The organism is Mesorhizobium comanense (assembly GCF_005503535.1).
GTDB lineage: Bacteria > Pseudomonadota > Alphaproteobacteria > Rhizobiales > Rhizobiaceae > Mesorhizobium > Mesorhizobium comanense.
The window spans coordinates 57,634-81,250 of record NZ_SCNN01000017.1 but is presented as its reverse complement, the minus strand read 5'-3'; the positions used below and the strand labels follow the sequence as shown (position 1 = coordinate 81,250).

The following is a 23,617-nucleotide window of genomic DNA, read 5'->3' as shown; positions in this document are numbered from 1 at the left end:
ACTTTCTCTTGAATTGCTTTAGGTTTGCGGCATTACCGTTGAGGGGTACGGTCTTGATGCGATGGATTTCCGGAACCGGCGAACGTCTGGCGACGCGTGCTCCCCATGCATGAACCGGGTCCCGTCGCAATCCTTTCGGCAGTGGCCCTTGTCGCCGCCATCTCGGCCGCCATTGCCTGGCTGTTGCGAAGGGCGCGCCTGCGTCGCCGGGCGCGGCGGCGTGCCGATCCGGCTAGAGATTATGCCATACGCACCGACTGGCAGCGCAGCACCGGCACGGTCAACTATTCGTCCTTCGTCTATTTCGATGTCGACCGCGACGGCAGATACGGCGTGGCCGACCGGCCGATGGCCGGCATTATGGTGCGGCTGTTCGACGAACAGGGCGGTTTGCTCGCCGCGGCCAGGACCAACAATGGCGGCTTTGCCAATTTCGCCATGTCGACCTCTTCGGCCGATGCGGCGATCCGCTCGCCCGGCGCCTACCGGTTTGCGGTCTCCGTGCCGCCGGGCTGGCGCGCGCCGAGCGCCAACGAGACCCAGCTACAGCATTTCCGCGCCGCGCCCGGCTCGCCCGCCGGGCTGCTGTCACAGGACCTGCCCGGCCCTGTCGGCCTGGCGCCGGCGAGAAGCCTGGCCGGCAGGTTGGCGCAGGGCAGCACCGCGACCCTGTCGGTGATGGCCAAAGGCGAGGTGCTGGAGAGCCGGACGCCCGCCCCTGGTTCGACATTCCGGCTCGATCTTGCTGATGAGGCCGACATGATGGTGGCCGCCGGCGGCGGCCTTGACCGGCGGCTTGCGCTTTCGCCCTATCCGACCGATCTCGGACTGCTTTCGCCCCACGCCATGGAGAGTGACACGGCGTTGCGCGTGGTCGGCTTCGATGATGTCACTGGACGCGGCTTCCGCAAGATTCCCTGCGGCCATGCGGGGCTGGACTGGCGCAACCTCAATGCCATGGCGCAGGACTACACCAAGGGCAGCGAAGGGTATGTCAACGGCAACGTTTCGGGCGATCATGTCGCTTATACGAGCAGCGGCTATTCGGCCGAGTTCAGCCGCGAAATCCCGTTCGGGTTCCACTCGGTGCTGCTCAGCGCGGCATGGCTGAAGGCGGAAGGCGAGGTGGCGCTGATCGAAAGCTGGCTGGGTGACAAACTGATCGCCAGCGACGAAGTTGTATTGTCAGCGCTGACGCCGCTGCACTATGCGCCGATGCTCAGGCATGTCACCCGCGTCCGCCTGTCGACGAAACATTGCTGGCAAATGGTTCTGGACGATCTGGTGCTGCTAGGCTGACTAGTCCGGTGAGCGGTTTGAAGTCACAACCGGACCGTTGATGGCGGTGATGGCCTTCAGATTGCCCTTCCTGATCAGAACGGGCCGCTCGTAGATCTTCTTCATCGTGCTGGCTCTCCACTATATCCCGATCCGAAGTGTGCCATATCATCGCCCGCTGTCAATATTTCGCTGGGGATAGTCGATCCTCGCCAACAATTACCGTTGTAAATTGGGCACTTTCTGAGCGCGGTCGATCAGGTCGGCTGTAGACTTCTTCACAATATCGACCTTTCAACCAGGTTATAGGCGGGTCTCGGGGCACGATATCGGAAATCGCGAAGCGATTTTCGGACGAGATCATGCCTTGCGGCCTTCGAATCAGGCCTTGCCGCCTTCGATTTGAAGGCGTCCGGATTTCAACCCGGAACGGTCTGATATGGCCGGGCTTCACGTGGCGTTTTGCGGTCCGCCGCCGACGCTGGTAATCTGGCGCCCAAGGATCAGGCGGGGGAGGGCTGATGAACAGGCTGGCGGAGAGATGGCCCGCGCTTTTGCTTGCCGTGGTCACGGCGGCCTGCCTGTTGCGGATCTATGCGCTGATCGATGTTGTCTCCCAGCAGGGTTTTTCCGCGACGGATGCGGCCTCGCAGCGGCTGGTAGCATATTCGGCAGGCGCGCTTGGCTGTTTCATCGGCGCGCTGCTGTTCGTGGCCGGGCTGCTGCCCGCACGGCCCGTGCATACAGCGGGAGCGCCGCTGTTCGGGCGGGATGCCGAAATGGAGCCACGGGGTCGCCCGGGCTTGCGCCGCGCCTTCCTCGTCCTGCCGGCGCTTGTCGTGCTGGTGCTGCTTGGCGACCGGTTCGGCCCGTGGCAGCCCCGGGGCCAGGATGTCGCCAGCGCGCCTCCGGTCGAACCCGCACCCAGGCCGGAGCCGGTTTCGCCGCCCGCGCCACCCCAGGCGGCCAAGCCGATCGAACCGACCCCGGTCGCGCCGGCGCTACCCGCGGCACCGCCGCCGCAAGCAGTGCCAGCGCCTGCTCCCGCACCGCCGCCGCAGGTCGCGCTGGCCCCGCCGACGCCGCCCGAGGTCCTGCCTTCGCCGCCGGCCGCCGCGCCGCCTGTCACCGTGGCGCCGCTGCCGCCCGCGCCGCCGGCACTGCCGACAGAGCCCGACGGCCATCGCGATGCCGTCGTCTGGCTGGCGGTGGCCCCCGACGGCCGCGAGATCATGAGCGCCAGCACCGACCATACGATCAAGCTCTGGGACATCAGCGGCAAGCATCTGATCCGCACGCTGGGCGTGCACCGCGACATGGCCCGCACGGCGCTGTTCATGCCCGACGGCGTCACCGCGCTGACGGCCGGCGACGACGGCGAGATCGTGCAACGCAAACTGTCCGACGGCAGCGTGCTGCATGTCTTTTCCTCGGGCGCCAATGGCGGCGTCAACAAGCTCGCCATCAGCCCGGACGGCAGACGGGCCGTCAGCGGGCACGACACGGGCAATGTCATCGTCTGGGACCTGGAAAAGGGCAGCGTGCTGCATGTGCTGACCGGCCATGACTGGTCGATCAGTTCCATCGCCGTGTCGCCGGACGGGAGCAAGGCGCTGAGCGCCAGCATCGACGGCACGCTGAAGCTCTGGGACATCGAAAGCGGCAGGCAGCTGCGCAGCTGGCACGGCCATGACCAGGGCGCCTATGGCGCGGTGTTCACCGCCGACGGCCATCATCTCGTCACTGGCAGCGGCGACCTGACGATCAAGGTCTGGGATCTCGACAGTGGCCGCGAGGTCAAGCGCTTCGAAGGCCATGAGGGCACGGTCTACGCACTGGCGCTGTCAGCGGACGGCAAGCGCCTGCTGTCTGGCTCGCTCGACGGCTCGGCGCGGCTGTGGGACATGGAAAGCGGCAACCAGACCGCCCTGTTCGACAGCCGCACCGGCCCGATCTACGCGGTCGCCTTCGCCGCAGACGGCACGGTGCTGACCGGCGGCTACGACCGCACGATCAGGGACTGGCCGGCGGCGGGCGGCGATGGCGTGGTGCTGTTTGCGGGCGCACCGCAGTAGGTCAATTGTCAATACAAAAGTTGACATTTCTTCCGAATTTGTATAGGTATGAATTTACAAAACATCGTGATTTGTCGATATATGAGTTTACAATGAGTGTTAAGCAAACCGTTCGCCACCAGTATCAGGCCATAGTGGAACTCGCCCGGGGCGGCACGTTCCAGATGCCCGGGGAAGGCTGGATAAGGACTGTGCGCAAGGCGCTCGGCATGTCCGGCGCCCAGCTTGCGGCCCGCATGGGCGTGACCCGCGCCCGCATTGCCCAGGCCGAACAGGCCGAGCTGGAAGGCGGCGTCACCCTGAAGTCGATGCGGGCAACGGCCGAGGCGATGGGATGCCGCTTCGTTTACGCATTCGTGCCGTCCGATTCCATCGATGCGATCATTGCCGCACAGGCACGCCGGAAGGCCGAGGCGATCGTTGCCACCGCCGGCAAGCACATGGCGCTCGAAGATCAGGCGGTAACCGGTAGCGGGACGGACAGAGAGGTGGCCCGTCTGACAAGCACGCTGATCCACGATATGCCGGCCGATTTCTGGCGTGACAAATGACGATTGCGTCCGTCTATCCCGAGGGCGCGACACCACTTGACCCCAACGAATTCGGCGGATTGAGGCACAGGCATATCAAGACCCAGGCCGAGCTCGACGAATTGGAGCAGGCCAACATCACCTCCGGCCTGCTGTGGCTTTCGCGTACGCGAAGGAAAGACGTCCTCACCCACGGTTTTGCCGTAGAGCTGCATCGGAGGCTGTTCGGCGAGGTTTGGACCTGGGCCGGAACCTTCAGGAGGATCGGCAAGAACATCGGCGTCGATCCGGCGCAGATCGGCATGCGGTTGCGAGCGGCCCTGGACGATGCGTTGTACTGGACGGATCACGGCATCTATGCGCCTGGAGAAGCGGCCGTGCGGCTTCATCACAGGGTCGTTTTCATCCACCCGTTCGCGAACGGCAATGGGCGCCATGGCAGAATCCTGGCGGACGCGATGCTCGACAAGGTTTACGGTGCCGAGCCGATCGACTGGACCGCCGGCGCGGACCTGATGAAGATGAATGAGAGGCGGGCAGCATATATTTCGGCGCTGAGAGCGGCCGATCTCCACGACTTCGGCCCGTTGCTGGCCTTTGCCGGACTGACGGGCAAGGCGTGACTGCCATGGCCGACGCGGACGCGGGGGGCGCATTGTTGGGATGGCTTGGCGCCCGCGTCAACCAGGGCGGCTCGTACCGCCGCGACCAGACCATCGCATATTGCCGGACGGGCCGAACTTCCGCGAAAGCGGAATAGCCGGGAGCCGCGCTGGTCCATTTTCCGATATGGCGGTCCGCGTGACTGGAGCCGCGCGGCGAACGGTGACGCGAGACCAAAAGCCTGCCGTCCAGAGTCATCAACCCGCCGCACAGCGTTGTTCGGACACGATTTTCGGCATTGTGCCGTGGTCTGGCCTGAAACTGTTTCCATCAGTTGCCGTGTTGACGGTCCCGCGCCGCGCATGATTAGCCCCTTGGCGATAACCCCATGATGGTGATGCCATGACTGCTCCTTCCGACACCCGCTTTGCCAACGCCAGACTGCCCGATGGCTCGCTGGCCGATCTTACCGTCAGCGATGGCCGCTTCAGCGCGATCACGCCGGTCAAGGAGGCCTCGGCCGTTATCGACGCCGCCACGATCGACCTTGCCGGCGAGCTCGTCGTGCCGGCCTTTGTCGAGGGCCACATCCATCTCGACACCTCGTTCTACGGCGATGCCTGGCGGCCGCACATTCCCTGCACGGACGGCTTCGACGTGCGCGAGCGGGTCGCTTTCCAGGCGCGCAGCCTTGCCGCCGCGGCGCCGATGGCGGAGCGCGCGAAAAACCAGCTCGAGCTTTGCGTCGGCCATGGCAGCCTCGCCATGCGCAGCCATGTCATGGTCGACGGTTCGGTCGGGCTGAAACACATCGAGACCATCCTGGCGGTGCGCGAAAAATACCGCGCGCTGATCGACATCCAGCTCGTCGCCTTCCCGCAGAGCGGCATCCTGTCGTCGCCCGGCACGCCGGAGCTTCTGGACGAGGCGCTGAAACTCGGCTGCGACCTGATCGGCGGGCTCGACCCCGCGAGCTTCGACCGCGACGTGAAGGGGCATCTCGACGTGGTGTTCGGCCTGGCGCACAAGCACGGCGCCGGCGTCGACATCCACCTGCATGATGGCGGCCTGCTCGGTCTGTTCGAGGTCGAGGAGATCGCGGCGCGGACAAAGGCGCTCGGCATGCAGGGCCATGTCGCGGTCAGCCATGCCTATGGGCTGGGCGACATTGCCGCCGACGCGTTGGAGAAGGCCGGCGAGATGCTGGCGGACGCCGGCGTTGCGATCATGACCAATGCGCCGGGCAACCATGCTTTCCCGCCGGTGGCGGCATTGAGGCGCGCCGGCGTCACCGTGTTCAGCGGTTCCGACAACATCCGCGATTCCTGGTGGCCCTATGGCGATGGCGACATGCTGAACCGGGCCAACATGATCGGTTACCGCTCCGGCTTCTACGAGGACCACGAGCTCGAAGCAGCCTTCGATGTGGTGACTGATGCCGGCGCCAGGGCGCTTGGGCTGGAAGGCTACGGCATCGCGGTCGGCGCCAAGGCGGATTTCGTGGCCATGCGGGCCGAACATGTGCCGGAGGCGGTGGTGGCGGTGCCGAAGGCGCGCACTGTCTACCGGGCGGGCAGGGCGGTGGCGCGGGACGGCAGCATGCTGGGCTGAGACGGGGCCCGGCAGGGCGGTGTCCGAGGCCGTGGATGGAATTGCCTGGAGACAAAGACCGTGAGAGGTTTGAGGCGGGCAAGGCAGGTGGATATCGGCCGGAGGGGGGCGCGGAATGGCGGGGCAGGAGGCCTGGAAGAGGCTGTCGCATGAGGCGGGGAGCGCCGGCAAGCCGGGGGCGGTGATGCTTACGGGAAGCCATGTCGGGCTTGCGCCGCTCCAGCTCGAGGACGCCGACGGTATTTTCGAGCTTACCCATGCGGAGGAGTGCGACCAGATCTGGGCCGAGATGAAGATAGGGCCCTTCGACGGGGTGGAGTCTTTCCGGGCCCACGTCGGCGAACTGCTGAACGACCCCTCGCGCGTGATACTGACGCTGCGCAGGACGGCGGGCGGCGCGCCGGCAGGCTGGCTGTGCCTGATGGAGGCCAGGCCCGCGCATCGGGTGATCGAACTGGGCTATGTGCTCTTCGCGCCCGCGCTGCAGCGGACCGTCGCCGCAAGCGAGGCGCTCTACCTGATCATGCGGCATGTCTTCGACGATCTCGGCTACCGGCGCCTGGAATGGACCTGCACCACGGACAACGCGAAATCCCGGCGGGCGGCCGACCGGCTGGGTTTTGCCTTCGAGGGCATATTGCGCGATGGCCTGGTTCTGAAAGGCAAGGCGCGCGACATCTGCATGTATTCGATGCTGGCGCGCGAGTGGACGCTGGCGGACGCGGCCTTCCGGGCCTGGCTGTCTCCAGACAATTTCTCCGAGGGCCGCCAGATCAGGTCGTTGCAGGAGATCCGGGCAGCCGCTTAGGCGCTAGGTTACGCAGCGCCCGGCGTGGCCGGATCGGCTGACCGTGCGAACAGGCCCTTGCCGATCTCCAGGAACTCTGCCTTGTAGAAATCGCGGCGGCTGAACGGTTCGGTGATCTCGCGGTTGCGCAAGGGTATGGCGAAGCCGAATTCCCCGCCTTCGAGCCCACCACGGTCGATCCAGTACTGGTCCATGTCGGCGCGCTTGCGGGCGCGTTTGGCCGAGGCGCGGAAATTGATGGTGTGCCTGGCGTCGGAGACGCCGAGCAAATGATGGGCGCCGCCGCCGATGGCGATGCCTTCCATGACCAGCAATGCCGCATCCTTCGGCCTCAGCCCGCACATGTCGCGCGTGGCGTCGACGACGGCGCGCTTGGCCCGCGCCTCGCGGCTGCCCTGCAGGCCGCCGACCGCCACCGTGTAGCGGTTGCAACCCGGAGCAGGATCGCGAAAAGCGGGAACCGGTTTTCCGGAAAAGTTCATGCTCCAGGAGGGCGTTGGATCAGGATGGCGATTCAACGAAACGTCGTCCTGATCCAGCGGGTAGAGGATGAAGCTCAGCTTGACCAGGTCGAGCCGGTCGCTCTGCCGCGTCAGCTTTATCGAGAAGGCGCCTTCGTGGCTGGTGCCGGAATGGACCGACAGGCGCATGGTGAGTGCATAGGCATCGCGCCGCCCGCCGACCAGGCCGAGATCCATCGGCCTTCCCCGCCAGGCGGCCTCCAGCCTGTCGCGCGGCATGCCTGCCGCCGCCAGCTCGAAATGGCCGGCCAGGAGATCGACGCCGCGATGGCCCGAAAGGCCGAGCGCGAGGAACTTGTAGGGTTTCTTGCGCAGCAAATCGTCATGGGGACGGCCGAGTCCATGACGGCGCCGGTATTCGATGAGGAAGCGAAACCATTTGTAGTAGCTGACCGGCTTGCAGGCGAAGCGGCTCAGGAAAATCCGGGATTGGCGCAGCCCCAGCCGCCCGCACAGGCTCATGACCTGGCCAACCACGGCGGCGGCGTCCCGCAGCCGATCGCGCTCGCTTGTTTCAGTCGTCAAGATATGTCCCACAGTCAATATGGGGCGGGGGGTAGCCGCGAAGGATTACGCGGACATTGCGACACCGGGGTCTGACATCGGCTCGGCGCGCCTTATCGAAGCGTTCCGGTCCTTGTTTTCGTGTCGGTTGTGCAACGCCGCACCGTCAAGTGATGGCTTTGCGGCATTGGACACCACGAACGGATTGACAGCGCGAGGCGCGCCGGCGAACGAAGAGCCATCAATTGCAAGGGGCTGAAATGAAGAAGACGTATCAGAAGCCGACTTTGGCTCGCCGCCAGAAACTGTCCGCTGTCACGGCGGCGCCCTCGCTGTCGAACGGCAAGGTGCCCGTCTGATCCGGCCCTGCTGGCGCCGCCTTATGCGGCCTAGCCCGGCAAGGTGATTTCCCGGCTGAGCTTGACCAGGTCGCCACGCGTGTGGCGACCGGTCTTCTCGAACACTTTCAACAGATGGCTTCGCACCGTGCTTGGCGCCACGCCCAGCGTGCGGGCGATGTCGGCCGTCTTTTCTCCCGCCACCACCAGTTCGAACACGCGCTGTTCGGCCGGCGTCAGCTCGTAGAGAAGGCGCATGGCGTCCGCCGGCATTTCCAGCGGCGCGGCGGCGTCGCTGATGAGCACCGCGACAGCGGCGCGCCGGTCGAGCCCGCCGCGCAGCGAGCGGTTCTCCAGCGGCATCACCTGCACGGCGAGCGCCGTGCCGTCGCGCGATTTCGCGGCGATGCCGATGCCGCGCCGGCCGAGTTCCTGCTCGGCGCGCGCCGCCGCCTGCACGGCCGCCTGCAGCCGGTTCGGCACGAGCTCGCGCGGCAGGGTGAGCTTTCCGCGCACCGACGATATCGGGTCGCCATTGCCCAGCATGGTCCTGGCGGCGGCGTTGGCATGCACGATCGCCATATCCTGGGCAACCAGCACCACGGCCGAGCGCGTCGCGTCGAGCGCGGCCTCGAATGTGGTGGCGGCCGATGTCGCGACATCGAGAATCCGGCTGATGGTGACGGCGCGGCGCAGGTGCGGCGCCAGCAGGCGCAGGCCGTCCATCTCGCGCTCCGTCAGCGGCGGCGCCGATTCGTGGCGGCCGAGGCCGAGATTGCCGACCATGGTCCTGTCTCGCGCCAGCAGGATGCCGACCTGGTCGACGAGGCCGAGCGGCCGCACCCATTCCTCGTAGAAGCGGTTTCCATTCCAGATTTCGGGGCCGGTGACCGTCGACTGCAGGACCGGCTCCTCCAGCGGGAATTCGGCCATCCGGGCCAAACCGCCCCAGAGCTGGATGACGTCGTCATTGTAGGCGCTCATCCCGGCGAGGTAGCCGTCCGGAATGTTCGTGGTCACCTGCACCACACCCGAACCGGTTGGCAGGGCGATGACCGACAGCGCGCCCAGATGGAAGCCGAAATGGCGCCTGACGTCGTCGAGCGCCTTCTGCCAGAGATCGGGCTCGATGACGGCGTCATAGAATGTGCCGATCATGCCGGCGAGTTCGGAAAAATCATCTGGCAAGATCTGCTCTCCCCCGAAAGCGCTGAATGACGGAAATACAGCATAGTGGCGCTGTCTTGGCTAGGTTGCGCAATCAAGCCGCCGAGTTAATCGTCGCGCCGCCACCGATACATTGGAACAACCTGCGCCGTATCCACCAGTTGGTGGATGCCGCCGCGAGATAGGGAGGCTAGCGTCCTTTCAGATTGCGAATCTTGTGTTCGATCAGGCGGGGGCGTTTGCGGATGACAAAGCGGTGTGACGGGGCTCGGGGCGAGTCGGCGGCTGGCGGTTCGAGGGATGGCCTTTTTTCCGGATCCCCGACGAAGATGCGATGTCTGCTCAGGGCTTCATCGCTCGTGCTCGGTATCGTGATTTTTTCAGGAACGTCAGCCTTTGCCGACGACTGTGGCGACGGGTCCGGCCTCGACAGCTCATATGCCTGCGGCGTCAACGCGGTGGCAAGCGACAGCCAGGCCAACAGTGCGTTCGGTAACGATTCCCACGCCTTCGGCAATGGCGGCAACACAGCGATCGGCGCGGCTGCCAGCGCCAATGGCGCATCCAACACGGCGTTGGGCTATAATTCGAGTACGTTTGGCACCAGCACGACGGCGATTGGTCAGGGCGCTTCAGCCGGAGGCGTCGGGATCTCCGGCGCCACGGCGGTGGGCCAAGGTGCTACCGCCAGCTTCAACGGGTCCACGGCTTTGGGCCAGGGCGTCTCCACGACGCGGGCGGACCAGGTGGCGATCGGCACCGGTCAGTCGACCTACACGCTGGCCGGCCTTCCTTCCGCAGCCAGCACAAGTAACCAGTCGGGCACCACCTACATGGTGACCACGGACAGCGCCGGAAACCTGGCAGCCTCGACGTTCGACTTCGCATCGCTGTCGACACTGCCGGCGACGGTCGCGCAGAACAGTTCCGACATCAGCGCGCTGCAAGGAACGGTGAGCGGTCACACCACCGAACTGGCCAACCACGAAACGCGCATCACCAACAATGAGAGCGACATTGCCCTGCACACGACGCAGATTTCCTCGCTCGACTCCAGGGTGACCACCAACACCGCCGATATCGCCACCAATACGTCCAACATTGCCGTCAACACCGCCAACATCGCCACCAACACGGCGAACATCGCCACGAACACCAACAATATCGCGTTGCTGGATGGCCGTGTCGGCAGCCTGGAAAGCGGCCTGAGCGCCGCCAACGGCAGGATCGACAAGGCGTTCGAGGGCACGGCCATGGCGCTGGCGATGGCCGGCAGCGGCCTGCCCGGCGACAAGAACTACGCCGTCTCGCTGAACTGGGGCACGTTCCAGGGCGAGAACGCCTTTGCCGGCAGCGCGCAAGCCCGTATCAGCGAGAATGTCATCCTGAGCGGCGGCATCGGCGTGGGCGCCAGCAATCACACTGTCGGCGGCCGCGCCGGCGTGACGGTCGCCTGGTAGCGCCGGCGCCGGCTAATCCCGCGGCATGGAATTTGGCCGGGGAAGGCCACGCCCAGAGATTCGTGATCAGCAGCCAATCCAGGGGCTTGAAGACTGTAAGGCTACGGGCGCGCAGGACGACGCCGTCCGGCGGCATTTCAAGGGCGGCGCACCGCGATATGGGGCGCAACCGGCCAACTGAGATTCCCGGGGACGATGATATCCGTCATTGCAAGCGGCGCGGCTTCCTGTATCGTTTCAAGACGCCCGTTCTCCGTCATCGAACCGCCCGGTTTCCCTGTAGGACCAAGGTCTTAGGTGATGGTGCTCAAAGGTCCGAGGGGCCACGTTCGGTTCCGGCAATGTCCATTGGACGTTCCGCTATTTTAGTCAATTGAGATATACCGGCCCAGCATTTTGACATGGTTACAGCGGCCAGGACGCAACTGTGATCGCGGGCGCCGGAAACTACCAACCCATCCATTCGCGCGTGCGCCAGGCAAGGCCGGCAAAGGGCGCCATCAGCGCGATGACGACGAACATCAGCGTGAAAGGGTGTTTCGTCACGGAGGGTCTGGGAGCCATGCGATAATCATCCTTGCTGGAGGCCATTTGCCCGCTGGGAGCCGTTAGACTGCTGGATCACACTGCGGGGTCCGACGACAACGTCGCCTGGGGCACATGGTTGCATCGTGGGGCGATATCCGTCCGCACCGGCGGAACCAGGCGCCGAGGCCCGCGTTTTGCCCTATGACCGGTGAGGCCGCCACCTCCGCCGGCAAGTCTGAAGGCTCGTCCTGCTCCCGGCTGGACGAGCCTTTTTCATATCGAGCGCAAACTTGTTGGGAACGGGCGCACCGACATTACGTTAGTTATCGCTAAGGCAATGGCAAGCCGCTTGGGCGGACGCGCGTAGCGCAGAAGTGATTCGAACGCAATTTTCCGAAATAATTCAGCCGTCAAAGGAAATTGGCGCGCCATGCGTCGCCATGTACTTCGACATTCCACAGAATCCAAGAACACACCGCGCGATTGTTGGATAAACCTGTGTGTTATAGCAATATAAAAGGTGAGGCGGAACCTCGCGGCGTCATCCGGGTTTTGTTGGCCAGGGCGGAATTCAGTTAGCCACTATGGAGGTTGTTATGAAACATTATCTTTCGGGTGCTGCCGCTGCCGTGATCCTCATGGGCGGGCTCGGAATGGCCTGGGCGGACGAGGTCGTCGTCGTCAAACCGGCCGATCAGATTGTTGTCCAGCCCGAGCAGGAAACGGTCGTTCGTGAATACGTGAAGAAGGAACCGCTGGCCTCGGTCAACCTGCTCGGCGTCGAGCTCAAGCTCGGCTCGCAGGTTCCCGACAAGGTCGTGCTGCGCGAGGTTCCGAACGTCAAGTACCGCGTCGCCGTGATCAACGACCAGACCGTGCTGGTGGACCCCGACACGCATGAAATCGTCGAGGTTCTGCACTGATCGCAGCTAGAGCAATTCCAGGAAAAGTGTGAAACGGTTTTCCCGGGGAAGCGCAAAGCGCTTCCCCTTGGGAATTGCGTAAAAACAAAGAGTTGGAGCCGTTCAACGATTCCGTGAAGCGCTGAACTGCTCTAAGCCGAACAATCGGCTCGAGAAAAAGCCCGCCATGGCCTTACGGCCGTGACGGGCTTTTTGATGAGTGGACGCGAAAGCCCTATTCGGCGGCAGCGGCCAGCTTGTCCTGCGTCTTGGTGTCGAAATCGCTGGCGTCGTGGCGTTCGTGCAGCTGCATGGCCGGGTCGCCGAAGGCGCGATTGACCATGCGGCCACGCTTCACCGCGGGGCGTTCGTCGATGGCCTTGGCCCAGCGCTGGACATGCTTGTATTCATGCACCGACAGGAACTCGGCGGAATCATTGTACATGCGGCCGAGCACAAGCCCGCCATACCAGGGCCAGACCGCCATGTCGGCGATCGAATAGTCCTTGCCGCCGAGATAGTCCGACACGGCAAGCCGGCGGTCGAGCACGTCGAGCTGGCGCTTGGTTTCCATCGAGAAGCGGTCGATGGCGTATTCGATCTTCTCGGGCGCATAGGCGTAGAAATGGCCGAAGCCGCCGCCCAGATAGGGCGCGGAGCCCATCTGCCAGAACAGCCAGGAAAGCACCTCGGCGCGCGCCGGCTGTTCGACCGGCAGGAAGGCGCCGAATTTCTCGGCGAGGTAGACCAGGATCGAGCCGGATTCGAAGACGCGCACCGGGGTCTTGCCGCTACGATCCATCAAGGCGGGGATCTTGGAATTGGGATTGACCTCGACGAAGCCGCTGCCGAACTGGTCGCCATCGTTGATGCGGATGAGCCAGGCGTCATATTCCGCGCCCTCGTGGCCAAGCGCCAGAAGCTCCTCCAGCATCACCGTCACCTTGACGCCATTGGGCGTCGCCAGCGAATAGAGCTGCAGCGGGTGCTTGCCGACAGGCAGTTCCTTGTCATGCGTCGGTCCGGCGATCGGCCGGTTGATGCTAGCAAAGGCGCCGCCACTGGGCTTGTTCCAGGTCCATACTTTCGGCGGGGTGTAGTCGGTCATATCGGGCCTCGGGTGGTGGGAAGGTGGGCAGGTCAGTGTGAAGTTAGGGCTGCGGAGGGGAAAGTTCAACTTGCGTTGAACTAATGTCGGTGTCGGCTCTTCCTTCTCCCCTTGTGGGAGAAGGTGGCCTCGCGAAGCGAGGTCGGATGAGGGGTGTTCCAGGGAACGCCAACGCCTCACTCCGCTGGAACACCCCTCATCCGTCTCGGCGCTGCGCGCCGATCCACCTTCTCCCACAAGGGGAGAAGGGAAGGCCACCACCCCTTGCGCGCTCCTCTCAACGGCATACCTATAGAGAAACCGACAGAGCCGCATTCGCAGGACAAGCAGCATGACCGTCAATCCCAATCCCCGCTCCGTCGTTGCCGTGCGGGCCACCGTTCCCGAAGATGCCTTCACCGCCGGCGCGCTGGGCACGCTCAGGGAAGGCAGCGGCGTCGTCATCCGCGACGACGGGCTGGTGCTGACCATCGGCTATCTCATCACCGAGGCCGACGAGGTGTGGCTGACCGCGCATGACGGTCGCGTCATTCCCGCGCACGCGCTGGCCTATGACCAGGAATCGGGCTTCGGCCTTGTGCAGGCGCTGGCGCCGACCGGGCTGCCGGCGGTGGCGCTGGGCGATGCCGGAAAGACCAGGATCGGCGACGCGGTCGTGCTCGCCGACGGCATCGGCCGGGCGGTCGCGGCCAAGATCGTCACCAAGCAGGAATTCGCCGGCTATTGGGAATATCTGCTCGACGAGGCGATCTTCATCGCGCCGGCGCATCCGTCCTGGGGCGGCGCGCCGCTGTTCAACGCCGACGGCGCGCTGATCGGCATCGGTTCGCTGCGCCTGCAGATGAGCCGCGCCGGCGAGGTCGCCGACATCAACATGGTGGTGCCGATCGACCTTTTGCCGCCGATCCTCGACGATCTGCTCACGCGCGGCCAGGTGGCGAAGCCGCCACGCCCGTGGCTTGGCGCCCTGTCTGCCGAAAGCGACGGCAAGGTGGTGGTGATGAGCGTGACCGAGGGCGGCCCGGCGGCCAAGGCTGGTCTCCGCGAAGGCGATGTCATCTCCGAAGTGCGCGACGGCGCCGTCGACGGGCTCGCCGATTTCTACCGCAAGCTTTGGGAAAGCGGTTCGGCCGGCGCCGAAATCCCGATGCGGGTGGTGCGCGACGGTCGCGAGACCTGGCTGCGGGTGAAATCCGCCGACCGCGGCAGTTTCCTGAAGAAGCCGCAGCTGCAATAGGGCTGCATTGGCCAGCGATGCATCCAAGACTGCTCAGGACCTTTCTCGCGGCGGCGCGCAGCCGCATTGAAGTTTGGCCAAGTTGCGCTTGAGCGCCCCCTCTGTCCTGCCGGACATCTCCCCCACGAGGGGGGAGATTGGCAGCTTCGGCCATGGCGCCTTTTCTAACGTTGATGATTGGCGAAAGCCGTGGCGATATTCGATCTCCCCCCAAGTGGGGGAGATGTCCGGCAGGACAGAGGGGGGCGCGAAGGAACGCGACGTAAGGAGCGGTTGCGCTCTTGCCGCAACACGGCGATTTATGGTGCGTTCCCTGGCTTTGCAGCGCGTCCCTCTGCTGACGGAAACTGACAGCGGGCCATGCCATGATGCCGGGAATCGCGCGATGACGGAGGCAGGATGACAATGACGCCAGCGATAACGGTTCCGAACGGGCAGGCCGCCTGATGGCGCCGGTCAAGGTCGATCCCGACAAGGTCCGCGAATTCCCGGATCCGGCCAGTTTCCATGCCTGGCTCGGCGAAAACCATGCCACGGAGACCGAAGTGTGGATCAAGGTGCACAAGGTCGGGTCGGGGCTGAAATCGATCACGCCCAAGGAGGCCATCGACGTCGTGCTGTGCTTCGGCTGGATCGACGCGGTGCGCAAGGGGCTGGACGACAAGAGCTTTTTGCAGCGCTACACGCCGCGCGGCAGGAAGAGCATCTGGAGCAAGATCAACATCGACAATGTCGCGCGGCTCATCGAGGAGGGCCGCATGACCGCACATGGGCTGAAACAGGTCGAGGCGGCCAAGGCCGACGGGCGCTGGGCACGTGCCTATGGCAGCGGCAAGGAGATGAAGATCCCCGACGATCTGCAGGCGGCGATCGATGCCGAGCCGGCGGCAAAGGCGATGCTGGAAAAACTCAGCGCGCAGAACCGCTTCTCGCTGGCGTTCCGCACCCACAACATGAAGACCGAGGCCGGCCGCAAGAAGAAGATCGAGACCTTCGTGGCGATGCTGAAGCGCGGCGAGACGATCTATCCGCAGGGCAAGAAATAGAAGCAGCGCCCGGCTTGCCGTGAGGCCGTTCATGGCCTGAATCGCCGGATCACTCCAATAAACTGTTTTCGCACAAGAAAAAGCCGCCTCCGCTTTTGCGGATGGCGGCCTTTTCCCGGGAGGAAGTCAGAAGAGGGAGGAAGTCAGAAAGAGGCTGATATCAAGCGGCCTTGGCGTGCTTGTGGCCGTGCTTCTTGTGGGTACGCTTGTGGTGATGCTTCTTGGCGACGTGCTTGTGGCCATGCCTCTTGTGGGCGTGGCGGTGAGCATGCTTGTGACCATGCCTGTGATGCTTCCTGTGATGGCGGTGACGCTTGTGCGCGGGCGCCTTCACTGGCGTCTTCGCCGCATCGGCCGCGGCAGGGGCCGCCGCCGGGGCAGTCGTCGTCGCCGGGGCGGTGGTCGTTGCGGGCGCGGTGGTCGTTGCCGGAGCGGTCGTCGTGGTGGTGGTCGAGTCCGCATAGGCGGTGCCGACGACCGGCATTGCCAGACCGAGAGCGATGGCCAGGCCGAGCGCGGAGAGGATGGGCTTGTTCATGATAGGCTTTCCTTGTTGAGGGTTGCTGTCACTGGTCGAGATCTACCGGCGTCACGCCGAGGAGTTTCAGGGCGTTGGCGTAGGTGCGGATGCCTTGCGCCTGCTTGCGCTCTGCACAGAACCGGTTCGCCTTGTCCTGGAGTGCCGTTGCCTCTGCGATCTCGCTCGCACTGGCGCCGGGTTTGGCCTTGGTCTGGATGGCTCCGTCGAGTTGAAGACCGAGCCGGCTGCAGTATTCGCTCCGGGTAACCGCCGCTTCCGCGCTCGACTGCGCGACCGCAAGCATGGCGAGCGAAATGCCGGCGAGGGCACCCATCCATCCGGTCGAACGTCGTTGCATTTTCGGGACCATCCCTTGTGCGTTTGTGGCGGCCACTGATCCGGCTGCCATGGGTATGGTTATGACAGGTGATTTTTTCGCCAGTTTTTCCCGGATGTTGAATCTTGTTTCTGGAGTGTTTCTGAGGGTGAAGCTGCAAATCTCCCCCCTCGTGGGGGAGATGCCCGGCAGGGCAGAGGGGGGCGTGAAGGATCGCCAACCTCCGTTTTTGTGTCGCGATAGGATCACGACGCTTCGGCGCGTGTCGACGGATTGATAGGCTGGCGGGACAGCGCCCCCCTCTGGCCTGCCGGCCATCTCCCCCACAAGGGGGGAGATCGGCTATCTGCGGCGCTTGCGCCTCTTCCTCTGGCGCTCGCCATCGCGTATGGCCCCGGGGAAAATCCTCTCAGATTCAAAGTTCCTCCGGAATCCGCATGATCAGACTGGAAAATATCGGCAAGCAGAACGGTCGTCAGCTTGTCTTCATCGAGGCGTCGGCCGCCTTGCAGAAAGGCGAGAAGGTCGGGCTCGTCGGGCCCAACGGCGCCGGCAAGACGACGCTGTTTCGCATGATCACCGGGCAGGAACTGCCCGACGAGGGCCAGGTGCAAGTCGATCGCGGCGTCACGATCGGCTATTTCAGCCAGGATGTCGGCGACATGGAAGGCCACAGCGCCGTGGCCGAAGTGATGAACGGCGCCGGGCCGGTGAGCGAAGTGGCGGCCGAGATGGCGGAGCTGGAAGCCGCCATGGCCGATCCCGACCAGGCCGACCGCATGGACGAGATCATCGAGAAATATGGCGAGGCGCAGCACCGTTTCGAGGAGCTCGACGGCTACGCGCTGGACGGCCGCGCGCGCGAGGTGCTCGATGGTCTTGGCTTTTCGCAAGAAATGATGGACGGCGATGTCGGCAAGCTTTCCGGCGGCTGGAAGATGCGCGTGGCGCTGGCCCGCATCCTTCTGATGCGGCCCGATGTGATGCTGCTCGACGAACCGTCGAACCATCTCGACCTGGAAAGCCTGATCTGGCTGGAGCAGTTCCTGAAGGGCTATGACGGCGCGCTTTTGATGACCTCGCACGACCGCGAATTCATGAACCGCATCGTCAACAAGATCGTCGAGATCGATGCCGGTTCGCTTACCGCTTACTCGGGAAACTACGAATTCTACCAGCAGCAGCGCGCGATCGCCGACAAGCAGCAGCAGGCGCAGTTCGAGCGCCAGCAGGCGATGCTGGCCAAGGAGATCGCCTTCATCGAGCGCTTCAAGGCGCGCGCTTCGCATGCCGCGCAGGTGCAGAGCCGGGTGAAGAAGCTCGACAAGATCGACCGTGTCGAGCCGCCCAAGCGCCGCCAGGTGGTGAATTTCGAGTTCCAGCCGGCGCCGCGCTGCGGCGAGGACGTCGTCACCTTGAAGAATGTGCACAAGGCCTATGGCAGCCGCACCATCTATGAGGGGCTCGACTTCCAGGTCCGCCGCCGCGAGCGCTGGTGCATCATGGGCGTCAACGGCGCCGGCAAGTCGACGCTGCTGAAGCTGGTGGCCGGCGCTTCCGACCCCGACACCGGCACGGTGGCGCGAGGGCCGAGCGTGAAGATGGGCTATTTCGCCCAGCACGCGATGGAACTGCTCGAGGGCGAGCGGACCGTGTTCCAGACGCTGGAGGACAATTTCCCGCAGGCGGGCCAGGCGCCGCTCAGGGCGCTTGCCGGCTGCTTCGGCTTTTCCGGCGACGAGATCGAGAAGAAATGCCGCGTGCTGTCAGGCGGCGAGAAGGCGCGGCTGGTGATGGCGCTGATGCTGTTCGACCCGCCCAATCTGCTGGTGCTCGACGAGCCGACCAACCACCTCGACATCACCACCAAGCAGATGCTGATCGAGGCGCTGTCGCAGTATGAGGGGACCATGCTGTTCGTCTCGCACGACCGGCATTTCCTGGCAGCGCTTTCGAACCGCGTGCTGGAGCTGACGCCCGAAGGCATCGACACCTATGGCGGCGGCTATACCGAATATGTCGAGCGCACCGGGCAGGAAGCGCCGGGCCTGCGGAGCTGACGAAAAGGGCGGTCGCCGAAACCGACGCCGCCCTTGGGATCAGCTTGCCTGCGGAATAACCGCTCCTACCGCAGCGAGATGGCCATGCCGCTGAGGTCGGCGTTGACCTGCAGCCCGACCTGCTTGCCGGTGAGTTCGAGCTGGGCGCCCCTGTCATTGGTCATCACGATCACCTGCGCGCCCTTGCCGAGCGCGCCGCCGCCGCCGGCCGCGCCGTAGACGCCGGTCACGTCGCGCACATTGCGGATGTGGCGCACGGTGCCGCGGTAATAGGTCTTGGAAACGCCGAAAGCGAGGCCGCCCGAGACGCCGCCGATCGAGATCGGATAGGTTTTGCCGCGGAAGGTGAACGTGCCTTCACCACCGGATCCGCCGACGAAGAAGGCCGCCTTGTAGACGGAAAAGCGGATCGTGCCGCTGTCGGCGTGCGCTGCGCTGGCAAAGCCGATGCCCGCGGTGGCGATGGCGGCAACCGCGAGTGAACGAAGTCCGGATGGAAGATTCATGGTGAGAGCTCCTGGAGAGTCGCCGCCGTGCCCGGTGGCCAAGATGTCAGCGTCGCATTCAAGTTTCAACTGAACAGTCTCGCCCGTCATTTGGTTCCAAGGCTCGTGGTCTGAATCTGGGCCGGAATCCGCCTGGGAAAGCCATCTTGAGACAGGGCAGGGCAGTTTGGCGGCACCGGCCTGCTTGTGGCAGGAACGATTCCCTGTACTCTCAGCAGCGGCTGGCAAGGGCTTCGGGATGAAAATTGCGATGGAAATTGCAATGTCCGCATTGGCTGCGGCATTGAGCGGGTGCGCCACTTCTCCGGTCGACTACGGCGCCTCGCTTTCACAGCAGGATCCGAAATGGGCGTCGCCCCAATGCCAGCAGGCCCGCACGGCGGCATCGGACTACGCGGCCCGCGAACAGAAGCACCCCGGCTGGGAGTTCGCGGCGCTCGGGCCATACGGGCTGGGCATCATCGCCGCCACCAAGGAGGCCGAGCAGAAGCAACGCAAGCTTCATGCCCGTGACGTGCACCTGCAGTGCTCCAGCCTGCCCCTGCCGAAGGCGTTGCAGGGCGATCCGAGCCCGGCGGGCGAGAAGGCGAAATATCCGTAATCCTGGTGGGGCGCAGCGCGCTGGCTTATCTGCACATAGCGCCAGCTGCCGCGTTTTTTCCGGCCGTGGATTGGACGATCCGGAACTGCCCCGGTCTTCGGTCTAGCGCAGCAGGCCTTCCGCCTCGAATGTGTTCCAGCCTTGCAGCTTTGGCTGCGGACCGCCGTCCTTTCCCGGGCCTCCTGCACCGCGCGCCTTGCGCTCTCGTTTTCCCGCCCGCGTCAGCGCGGCCTTGCCGGCGCCGCGCCGCCTGTTCTCGGTGACTTCGAGCGCATCCTCATCCCGCCAGGCGCTCGCCAAATCGCGATCGAGAATGTCCTCGATGTGGCGCGGGTCGAAGACATGGAATGTTACGGCCCTGGATCGGCCACGCATCTTGACGGTGCGGGTGCCAATGCTTTTCAGGCGCCCGTCCCTGAGCCATTTGTGGCGTTCGCGGCCGGAGATGGTCAGGATGTCCTCCGCCTCGCGCGGCAGCACGGGCAGGGATTCGATCCCTTCAAGAGTCCGGGAGATGGTCGCCGAGCCGGCCTGGAACGCATCCGCTTCGGTCTTCAACATGCGCAGTACAATGCGGCCCGTCTCGGCCTTGGCGTATTTCTGTATCGCCCACGGCAGGCGGGCTCGGATTTCGCGTTCGATACCCTTCAGGCGTATAGCGGAGCCAAGCGTTGCCGAGAGCGGCAGCGGCCATTCGGCGACCATTGACGCAGTTGTTCTCTCGCCGCGTTCGGATGTGCGATCGGGAACGGTGGCAATTGCCGCGACGATGCCGCTCACGATCTTGCGCAGGGAACCGCGCTTCTTCTCCGCCATGTGTTCTTTTCACCCAACAGGTGCCTTGCTGGAACGACCTTAGCACGGTGGACAACCGAGATCGGGCCAAAACAGTTCCTCTGGTCCAGCCGGCTTGCACAGTCCACGCCCCGGCGCTGTGCGAGAACGGCAATCAGCCAGTGAGCCACCTGCGCAGGATTCTGTAGAAGCCGTCGTCTTGGCGCACGGATATGCGTGGCAGAAGCAGCCTGTCGTCTCCCGATCGCACCCGGCCGCTGCGGATGGTTGTGGCGCTGGTGTAGCCGGCTTCCTCAACCACGCTCCTGATCTCCTCGGAAACATCGCCGTAGGGGTAACAGAAAGCATCGACCGTATCGCCGGTCAGATCTTCCAATTCGTGGCGAACATCGGTGATCTGACGCCGGGATTCGGCCGGCGCGGCAGCCGTGAGGTGAATGTGGTCCAACGTATGGGCGCCTACCTCATGGCCTGAGCGTTTCCAATCCAGCACCTGCTCCTTCGACATGCAGTCCCAGCGCGGAATGCCGAGCCCTGCATCCCATTTGTTGAAACCACCAATCTGCCTGCTGACCAGGTAGTTGGTTGCGGTGAAACCACATCTCGCGAGGGTCGCAAGCGCGCTCGAATGCACATTGCGAAAGCCATCGTCGAACGTGATGCCAACCACCCTGCCGGACCTTTCTCCGCTCAAATAGGGTTTCAGGTCGCGCATCGACAGGCCTGTCCATCCCAGGCGCTTCAACCAGTTCATCTGACGGCGGAAGGCGCGCGGAGAGACCGTCAAATGAGCGAACGGGCTGTCCTTTCCGGCGGCCTCATCGATTTGATGGTACATCAAGATTGGTATTGGCATTAAGCGGTACCGCATGGTTTGTCGGATATTCCATCCAGTTCATGCCGCGCTGGATGCGCGCACCATGATGGTGGAAGGGGATCCTCTTCTCCAGCCTTAGCCTGCAGATGTTGGCGATTTGCAAGCCTATCCGCCGTGCTTCGGCCTTGACGTTCGTCAACGGCGTTTTCCTGCGGTTTTTTGCGGGATTGCGCTTCATCAGGTACGGCGATCGATCCTGCTCCATCTGGCTCGCCAATTCGATCGATTTGTCCTTGAGAAACAGCCCCTGCGCGCAGGCCGCCGGCAAGATCTGATAGATGGTCTTGGACGACGATGTTGCCAGTGTGGGGTCGAAAAGCACGTGATCGACTGGAATGTTGAAATCTTCGGCTGCTTGAAGGAGATCGCGGGCCGCCTTTCTTGAAATGATGTAGGCGCCGGCGCCGAGATGCACGCCGTAAAGCCTCGCCACCGAAAAGCCGAAGCCGACATGCGACTGCATCATCGCTATCACGGCCTTCCTGAACACCGTCTCCAGCTTGATGATGCTTGCGTCAGCCGGTATCCAGCTGACGTCGGCAAGCAACGGACCTGCCTTGGCGGCAAAGACGGTGTCATCCTCGAAGACCGCGCCATAGGCTTCGTCACCTTCCGCGATGATCTGCCAGCATGCCTTGTGGCTTAAAAGGCAGGCAATTTCGGTGGGCGACAGGATTTGCGACATTTCGACGATCTCCGGCCGCATCAACCCATCAACAGCGGAAACACGCTCGAATTTGATCTGGATGCGTGCAAATTCGGCAGTCATGTGAGCAAGCCGACCAGGCGATCGGTCTAGATTGATGACCAGACACCTCATCGCACGGACCGCCGCTTGGCCGCGCATATGCATGGCAAGCAGTTCGCAGCCAAAGCGAATGAAAATACATCGCGTTGCAATTTATCACCCCATCCCACCGGCTTGTTATTACCACGCCTCACGACCAGTCAAGTAGTAGGCCAGATGGTGCAAATAGTGTTTACCAGCGAGTCAAATTCACCTCGTTCCAATCCACTCGGCGTCCGTGGCATACGGCCTGGGCAGTGACCTCCGGAACAGGCTCGGCATCGGTGGCGCAGGCGAGGGCGCTGCCGGGAGGCAGACGCTTCCTGGCGTTGCCGACGACCAATGCGTCCCGGACCATCGCGACGGGAAAGCGCGGCAGTTTGAACCGATGTATCCAGCAAGCTGCCCTGGGGAGATCGGCCTGAGCCAGCGTTTTTGTCACCGGCCTTGGAACGCAAATGCCCCGGTGAAGTTTCTAGCGTCAGGACAAGCGAAGGGACATCGCACATGCTGACCGCCGTTCGGGCCATGTTTGGCCAAACCCGCATTACCGCGCCAAAGAGCGAGCCGGAAGCGCAGACCACCCGGCCGACGCCGATTTCCAGGGAACTCGACACGTTGGCGGCGATCCGGCTGACCGACATGGCCGGGCTCGGCGCATGGTCGCAGGACCGCTGAGCATTGCCTTATGCTGGAGCGTTGACCGCGAATTGCGCGGCGAAGGCCCTGGCATAGGCGGGCCGCGCTTCGCCGCGCGCGACATAGGCGGCCAGGTTTGGATATTCGTCCAGAATGCCCGACATGCGCAGCCGCAGCAGCACCGATACCATCAACAGATCGCCGGCGCTGAAGGCGCCGTCCAGCCAGTCGGCGGCGCCCAAATAGGCCGAGAGCCTGTCCAGCACTGCCCGAATACGATCTTTCACCAGCGGCAGGCGCTGCTGAGCCCAGGGCTTGTCGGCTTCGAATATTCTTGCGGTCGTCAAATCGAGGACCGGCGGTTCGATGGTGTTGAGCGCGGCAAACATCCAGCTGATCGCGCGGGCGCGGGCATCGGGTTCCGCCGGCAGCAAGCCCGCATGCCGCTCGGCAAGGTGAAAAACGATCGAGCCGGTTTCGAACAGGCACAGCGAGCCTTCCTCATAGGTTGGGATCTGGCCGAACGGGTGGATGGCCAGATGCTCGGGCGCCTTCATCCGGGCAGAGGAAAGGAAACGAACCTCATAAGGCTGGCCCACTTCCTCGAGCGCCCAGCGCACGCGTGTATCGCGCGCCAGTCCCTTGCCGCCATCGGGCGACCGTTCAAAGGCTGTGATGGTGGGGATCATGGGAGGCTCCGGGTGAGGTCTTGTTCCCAAAGGACGAACGGCGCTCGTGGTTCCCGACAGGGGCTGCGTTTTTTGCAGGTGAGGTGGTGG

At 64.0% G+C, this 23,617-nt stretch carries 25 protein-coding genes; 14 read left to right on the top strand and 11 right to left on the bottom strand.

All coding sequences use genetic code 11. From position 1 onward, the window contains the following. Positions 1-105: 105 nt before the first annotated feature. On the top strand, positions 106-1,299 hold the full coding sequence (locus FFS37_RS25035) for a hypothetical protein (protein ID WP_137933646.1): 1,194 nt from the start codon (positions 106-108) through the stop codon (positions 1,297-1,299). On the opposite strand, the gene FFS37_RS36025 is transcribed toward FFS37_RS25035, so the two are convergent. Then, a complete protein-coding gene (locus FFS37_RS36025; protein ID WP_210240475.1) occupies positions 1,300-1,404 on the bottom strand; it encodes a putative RiPP precursor in 105 nt (34 codons plus the stop codon). Between the two features lie 395 nt (positions 1,405-1,799). Here FFS37_RS36025 and FFS37_RS25030 point away from each other — a divergent pair, with 395 nt between their 5' ends. From FFS37_RS25030 to FFS37_RS25010, 5 genes are all read left to right on the top strand, one after another. Beyond that, a complete protein-coding gene (locus FFS37_RS25030) occupies positions 1,800-3,353 on the top strand; it encodes a WD40 repeat domain-containing protein (protein ID WP_137933645.1) in 1,554 nt (517 codons plus the stop codon). A gap of 92 nt (positions 3,354-3,445) precedes the next feature. Further along, positions 3,446-3,904, top strand: coding sequence for a mobile mystery protein A (locus FFS37_RS25025; protein ID WP_137933644.1), 459 nt, complete (start codon positions 3,446-3,448; stop codon positions 3,902-3,904). Next, the gene (locus FFS37_RS25020) at positions 3,901-4,506 is read left to right on the top strand and encodes a mobile mystery protein B (RefSeq protein ID WP_137933643.1); all 606 of its coding nucleotides are present in this window, start codon (positions 3,901-3,903) and stop codon (positions 4,504-4,506) included. Before FFS37_RS25025 ends, FFS37_RS25020 begins: the two co-directional genes overlap by 4 nt. Positions 4,507-4,888: 382 nt before the next feature. Beyond that, positions 4,889-6,097, top strand: a complete 1,209-nt coding sequence (locus tag FFS37_RS25015; protein ID WP_137933642.1) for an amidohydrolase family protein — start codon at positions 4,889-4,891, stop codon at positions 6,095-6,097. Between the two features lie 115 nt (positions 6,098-6,212). Then, the gene (locus FFS37_RS25010; protein WP_137933641.1) at positions 6,213-6,905 is read left to right on the top strand and encodes a GNAT family N-acetyltransferase; all 693 of its coding nucleotides are present in this window, start codon (positions 6,213-6,215) and stop codon (positions 6,903-6,905) included. Positions 6,906-6,913: 8 nt separating this feature from the next. Here the strand turns inward: FFS37_RS25010 and FFS37_RS25005 are convergent, their stop codons facing one another. Next, complete coding sequence (locus FFS37_RS25005; protein ID WP_137933640.1) at positions 6,914-7,951, bottom strand: DUF535 family protein; 1,038 nt, start codon at positions 7,949-7,951, stop codon at positions 6,914-6,916. A gap of 239 nt (positions 7,952-8,190) precedes the next feature. Between FFS37_RS25005 and FFS37_RS25000 the strand changes: the two genes are divergently transcribed. After that, on the top strand, positions 8,191-8,289 hold the full coding sequence (locus FFS37_RS25000; RefSeq protein ID WP_137933639.1) for a putative RiPP precursor: 99 nt from the start codon (positions 8,191-8,193) through the stop codon (positions 8,287-8,289). A 30-nt stretch (positions 8,290-8,319) separates the two neighbouring features. Here FFS37_RS25000 and FFS37_RS24995 read toward each other — a convergent pair whose 3' ends face one another. Then, positions 8,320-9,456: a helix-turn-helix transcriptional regulator gene (locus FFS37_RS24995; protein ID WP_137933638.1), complete on the bottom strand. Its 1,137-nt coding sequence runs from the start codon at positions 9,454-9,456 to the stop codon at positions 8,320-8,322. Between the two features lie 338 nt (positions 9,457-9,794). Here FFS37_RS24995 and FFS37_RS24990 point away from each other — a divergent pair, with 338 nt between their 5' ends. Further along, complete coding sequence (locus FFS37_RS24990) at positions 9,795-10,895, top strand: YadA-like family protein (protein ID WP_137933637.1); 1,101 nt, start codon at positions 9,795-9,797, stop codon at positions 10,893-10,895. A gap of 1,124 nt (positions 10,896-12,019) precedes the next feature. Continuing rightward, complete coding sequence (locus tag FFS37_RS24985) at positions 12,020-12,346, top strand: DUF1236 domain-containing protein (protein ID WP_137933636.1); 327 nt, start codon at positions 12,020-12,022, stop codon at positions 12,344-12,346. A gap of 214 nt (positions 12,347-12,560) precedes the next feature. Here the strand turns inward: FFS37_RS24985 and yghU are convergent, their stop codons facing one another. Next, positions 12,561-13,433, bottom strand: a complete 873-nt coding sequence (yghU, locus tag FFS37_RS24980) for a glutathione-dependent disulfide-bond oxidoreductase (protein WP_137933635.1) — start codon at positions 13,431-13,433, stop codon at positions 12,561-12,563. 331 nt (positions 13,434-13,764) lie between these two features. On the opposite strand from yghU, the gene FFS37_RS24975 reads away from it, so the two are divergent. Both FFS37_RS24975 and FFS37_RS24970 read left to right on the top strand, forming a co-directional pair. Continuing rightward, positions 13,765-14,670, top strand: coding sequence for a S1C family serine protease (locus tag FFS37_RS24975; protein ID WP_137933634.1), 906 nt, complete (start codon positions 13,765-13,767; stop codon positions 14,668-14,670). Between the two features lie 446 nt (positions 14,671-15,116). Then, a complete protein-coding gene (locus FFS37_RS24970; RefSeq protein ID WP_137933633.1) occupies positions 15,117-15,716 on the top strand; it encodes a YdeI/OmpD-associated family protein in 600 nt (199 codons plus the stop codon). Positions 15,717-15,876: 160 nt separating this feature from the next. On the opposite strand, the gene FFS37_RS24965 is transcribed toward FFS37_RS24970, so the two are convergent. Then, on the bottom strand, positions 15,877-16,254 hold the full coding sequence (locus FFS37_RS24965; RefSeq protein WP_137933632.1) for a hypothetical protein: 378 nt from the start codon (positions 16,252-16,254) through the stop codon (positions 15,877-15,879). Between the two features lie 28 nt (positions 16,255-16,282). Further along, positions 16,283-16,594 (bottom strand): hypothetical protein, encoded by a 312-nt coding sequence (locus FFS37_RS24960; protein WP_171026407.1) that lies wholly within the window; start codon positions 16,592-16,594, stop codon positions 16,283-16,285. Between the two features lie 416 nt (positions 16,595-17,010). On the opposite strand from FFS37_RS24960, the gene FFS37_RS24950 reads away from it, so the two are divergent. Further along, positions 17,011-18,633: an ABC-F family ATP-binding cassette domain-containing protein gene (locus FFS37_RS24950; RefSeq protein WP_137933631.1), complete on the top strand. Its 1,623-nt coding sequence runs from the start codon at positions 17,011-17,013 to the stop codon at positions 18,631-18,633. Positions 18,634-18,698: 65 nt separating this feature from the next. Here the strand turns inward: FFS37_RS24950 and FFS37_RS24945 are convergent, their stop codons facing one another. Then, positions 18,699-19,139, bottom strand: a complete 441-nt coding sequence (locus FFS37_RS24945; RefSeq protein WP_137933630.1) for a lipid-binding SYLF domain-containing protein — start codon at positions 19,137-19,139, stop codon at positions 18,699-18,701. A gap of 238 nt (positions 19,140-19,377) precedes the next feature. On the opposite strand from FFS37_RS24945, the gene FFS37_RS24940 reads away from it, so the two are divergent. Beyond that, the gene (locus FFS37_RS24940; protein WP_171026414.1) at positions 19,378-19,740 is read left to right on the top strand and encodes a hypothetical protein; all 363 of its coding nucleotides are present in this window, start codon (positions 19,378-19,380) and stop codon (positions 19,738-19,740) included. A gap of 102 nt (positions 19,741-19,842) precedes the next feature. On the opposite strand, the gene FFS37_RS24935 is transcribed toward FFS37_RS24940, so the two are convergent. From FFS37_RS24935 to FFS37_RS24925, 3 genes are all read right to left on the bottom strand, one after another. After that, the gene (locus FFS37_RS24935; protein ID WP_137933628.1) at positions 19,843-20,556 is read right to left on the bottom strand and encodes a hypothetical protein; all 714 of its coding nucleotides are present in this window, start codon (positions 20,554-20,556) and stop codon (positions 19,843-19,845) included. 133 nt (positions 20,557-20,689) lie between these two features. After that, positions 20,690-21,391 (bottom strand): polysaccharide deacetylase family protein, encoded by a 702-nt coding sequence (locus tag FFS37_RS24930; RefSeq protein WP_137933627.1) that lies wholly within the window; start codon positions 21,389-21,391, stop codon positions 20,690-20,692. Continuing rightward, the gene (locus FFS37_RS24925; protein ID WP_232375761.1) at positions 21,354-22,265 is read right to left on the bottom strand and encodes a glycosyltransferase family 25 protein; all 912 of its coding nucleotides are present in this window, start codon (positions 22,263-22,265) and stop codon (positions 21,354-21,356) included. Before FFS37_RS24925 ends, FFS37_RS24930 begins: the two co-directional genes overlap by 38 nt. Before the next feature lie 441 nt (positions 22,266-22,706). Between FFS37_RS24925 and FFS37_RS35840 the strand changes: the two genes are divergently transcribed. Then, the gene (locus FFS37_RS35840; protein ID WP_171026406.1) at positions 22,707-22,877 is read left to right on the top strand and encodes a hypothetical protein; all 171 of its coding nucleotides are present in this window, start codon (positions 22,707-22,709) and stop codon (positions 22,875-22,877) included. Positions 22,878-22,885: 8 nt separating this feature from the next. On the opposite strand, the gene FFS37_RS24920 is transcribed toward FFS37_RS35840, so the two are convergent. Further along, positions 22,886-23,527: a glutathione S-transferase family protein gene (locus FFS37_RS24920; protein WP_137933626.1), complete on the bottom strand. Its 642-nt coding sequence runs from the start codon at positions 23,525-23,527 to the stop codon at positions 22,886-22,888. Positions 23,528-23,617: the final 90 nt, after the last annotated feature.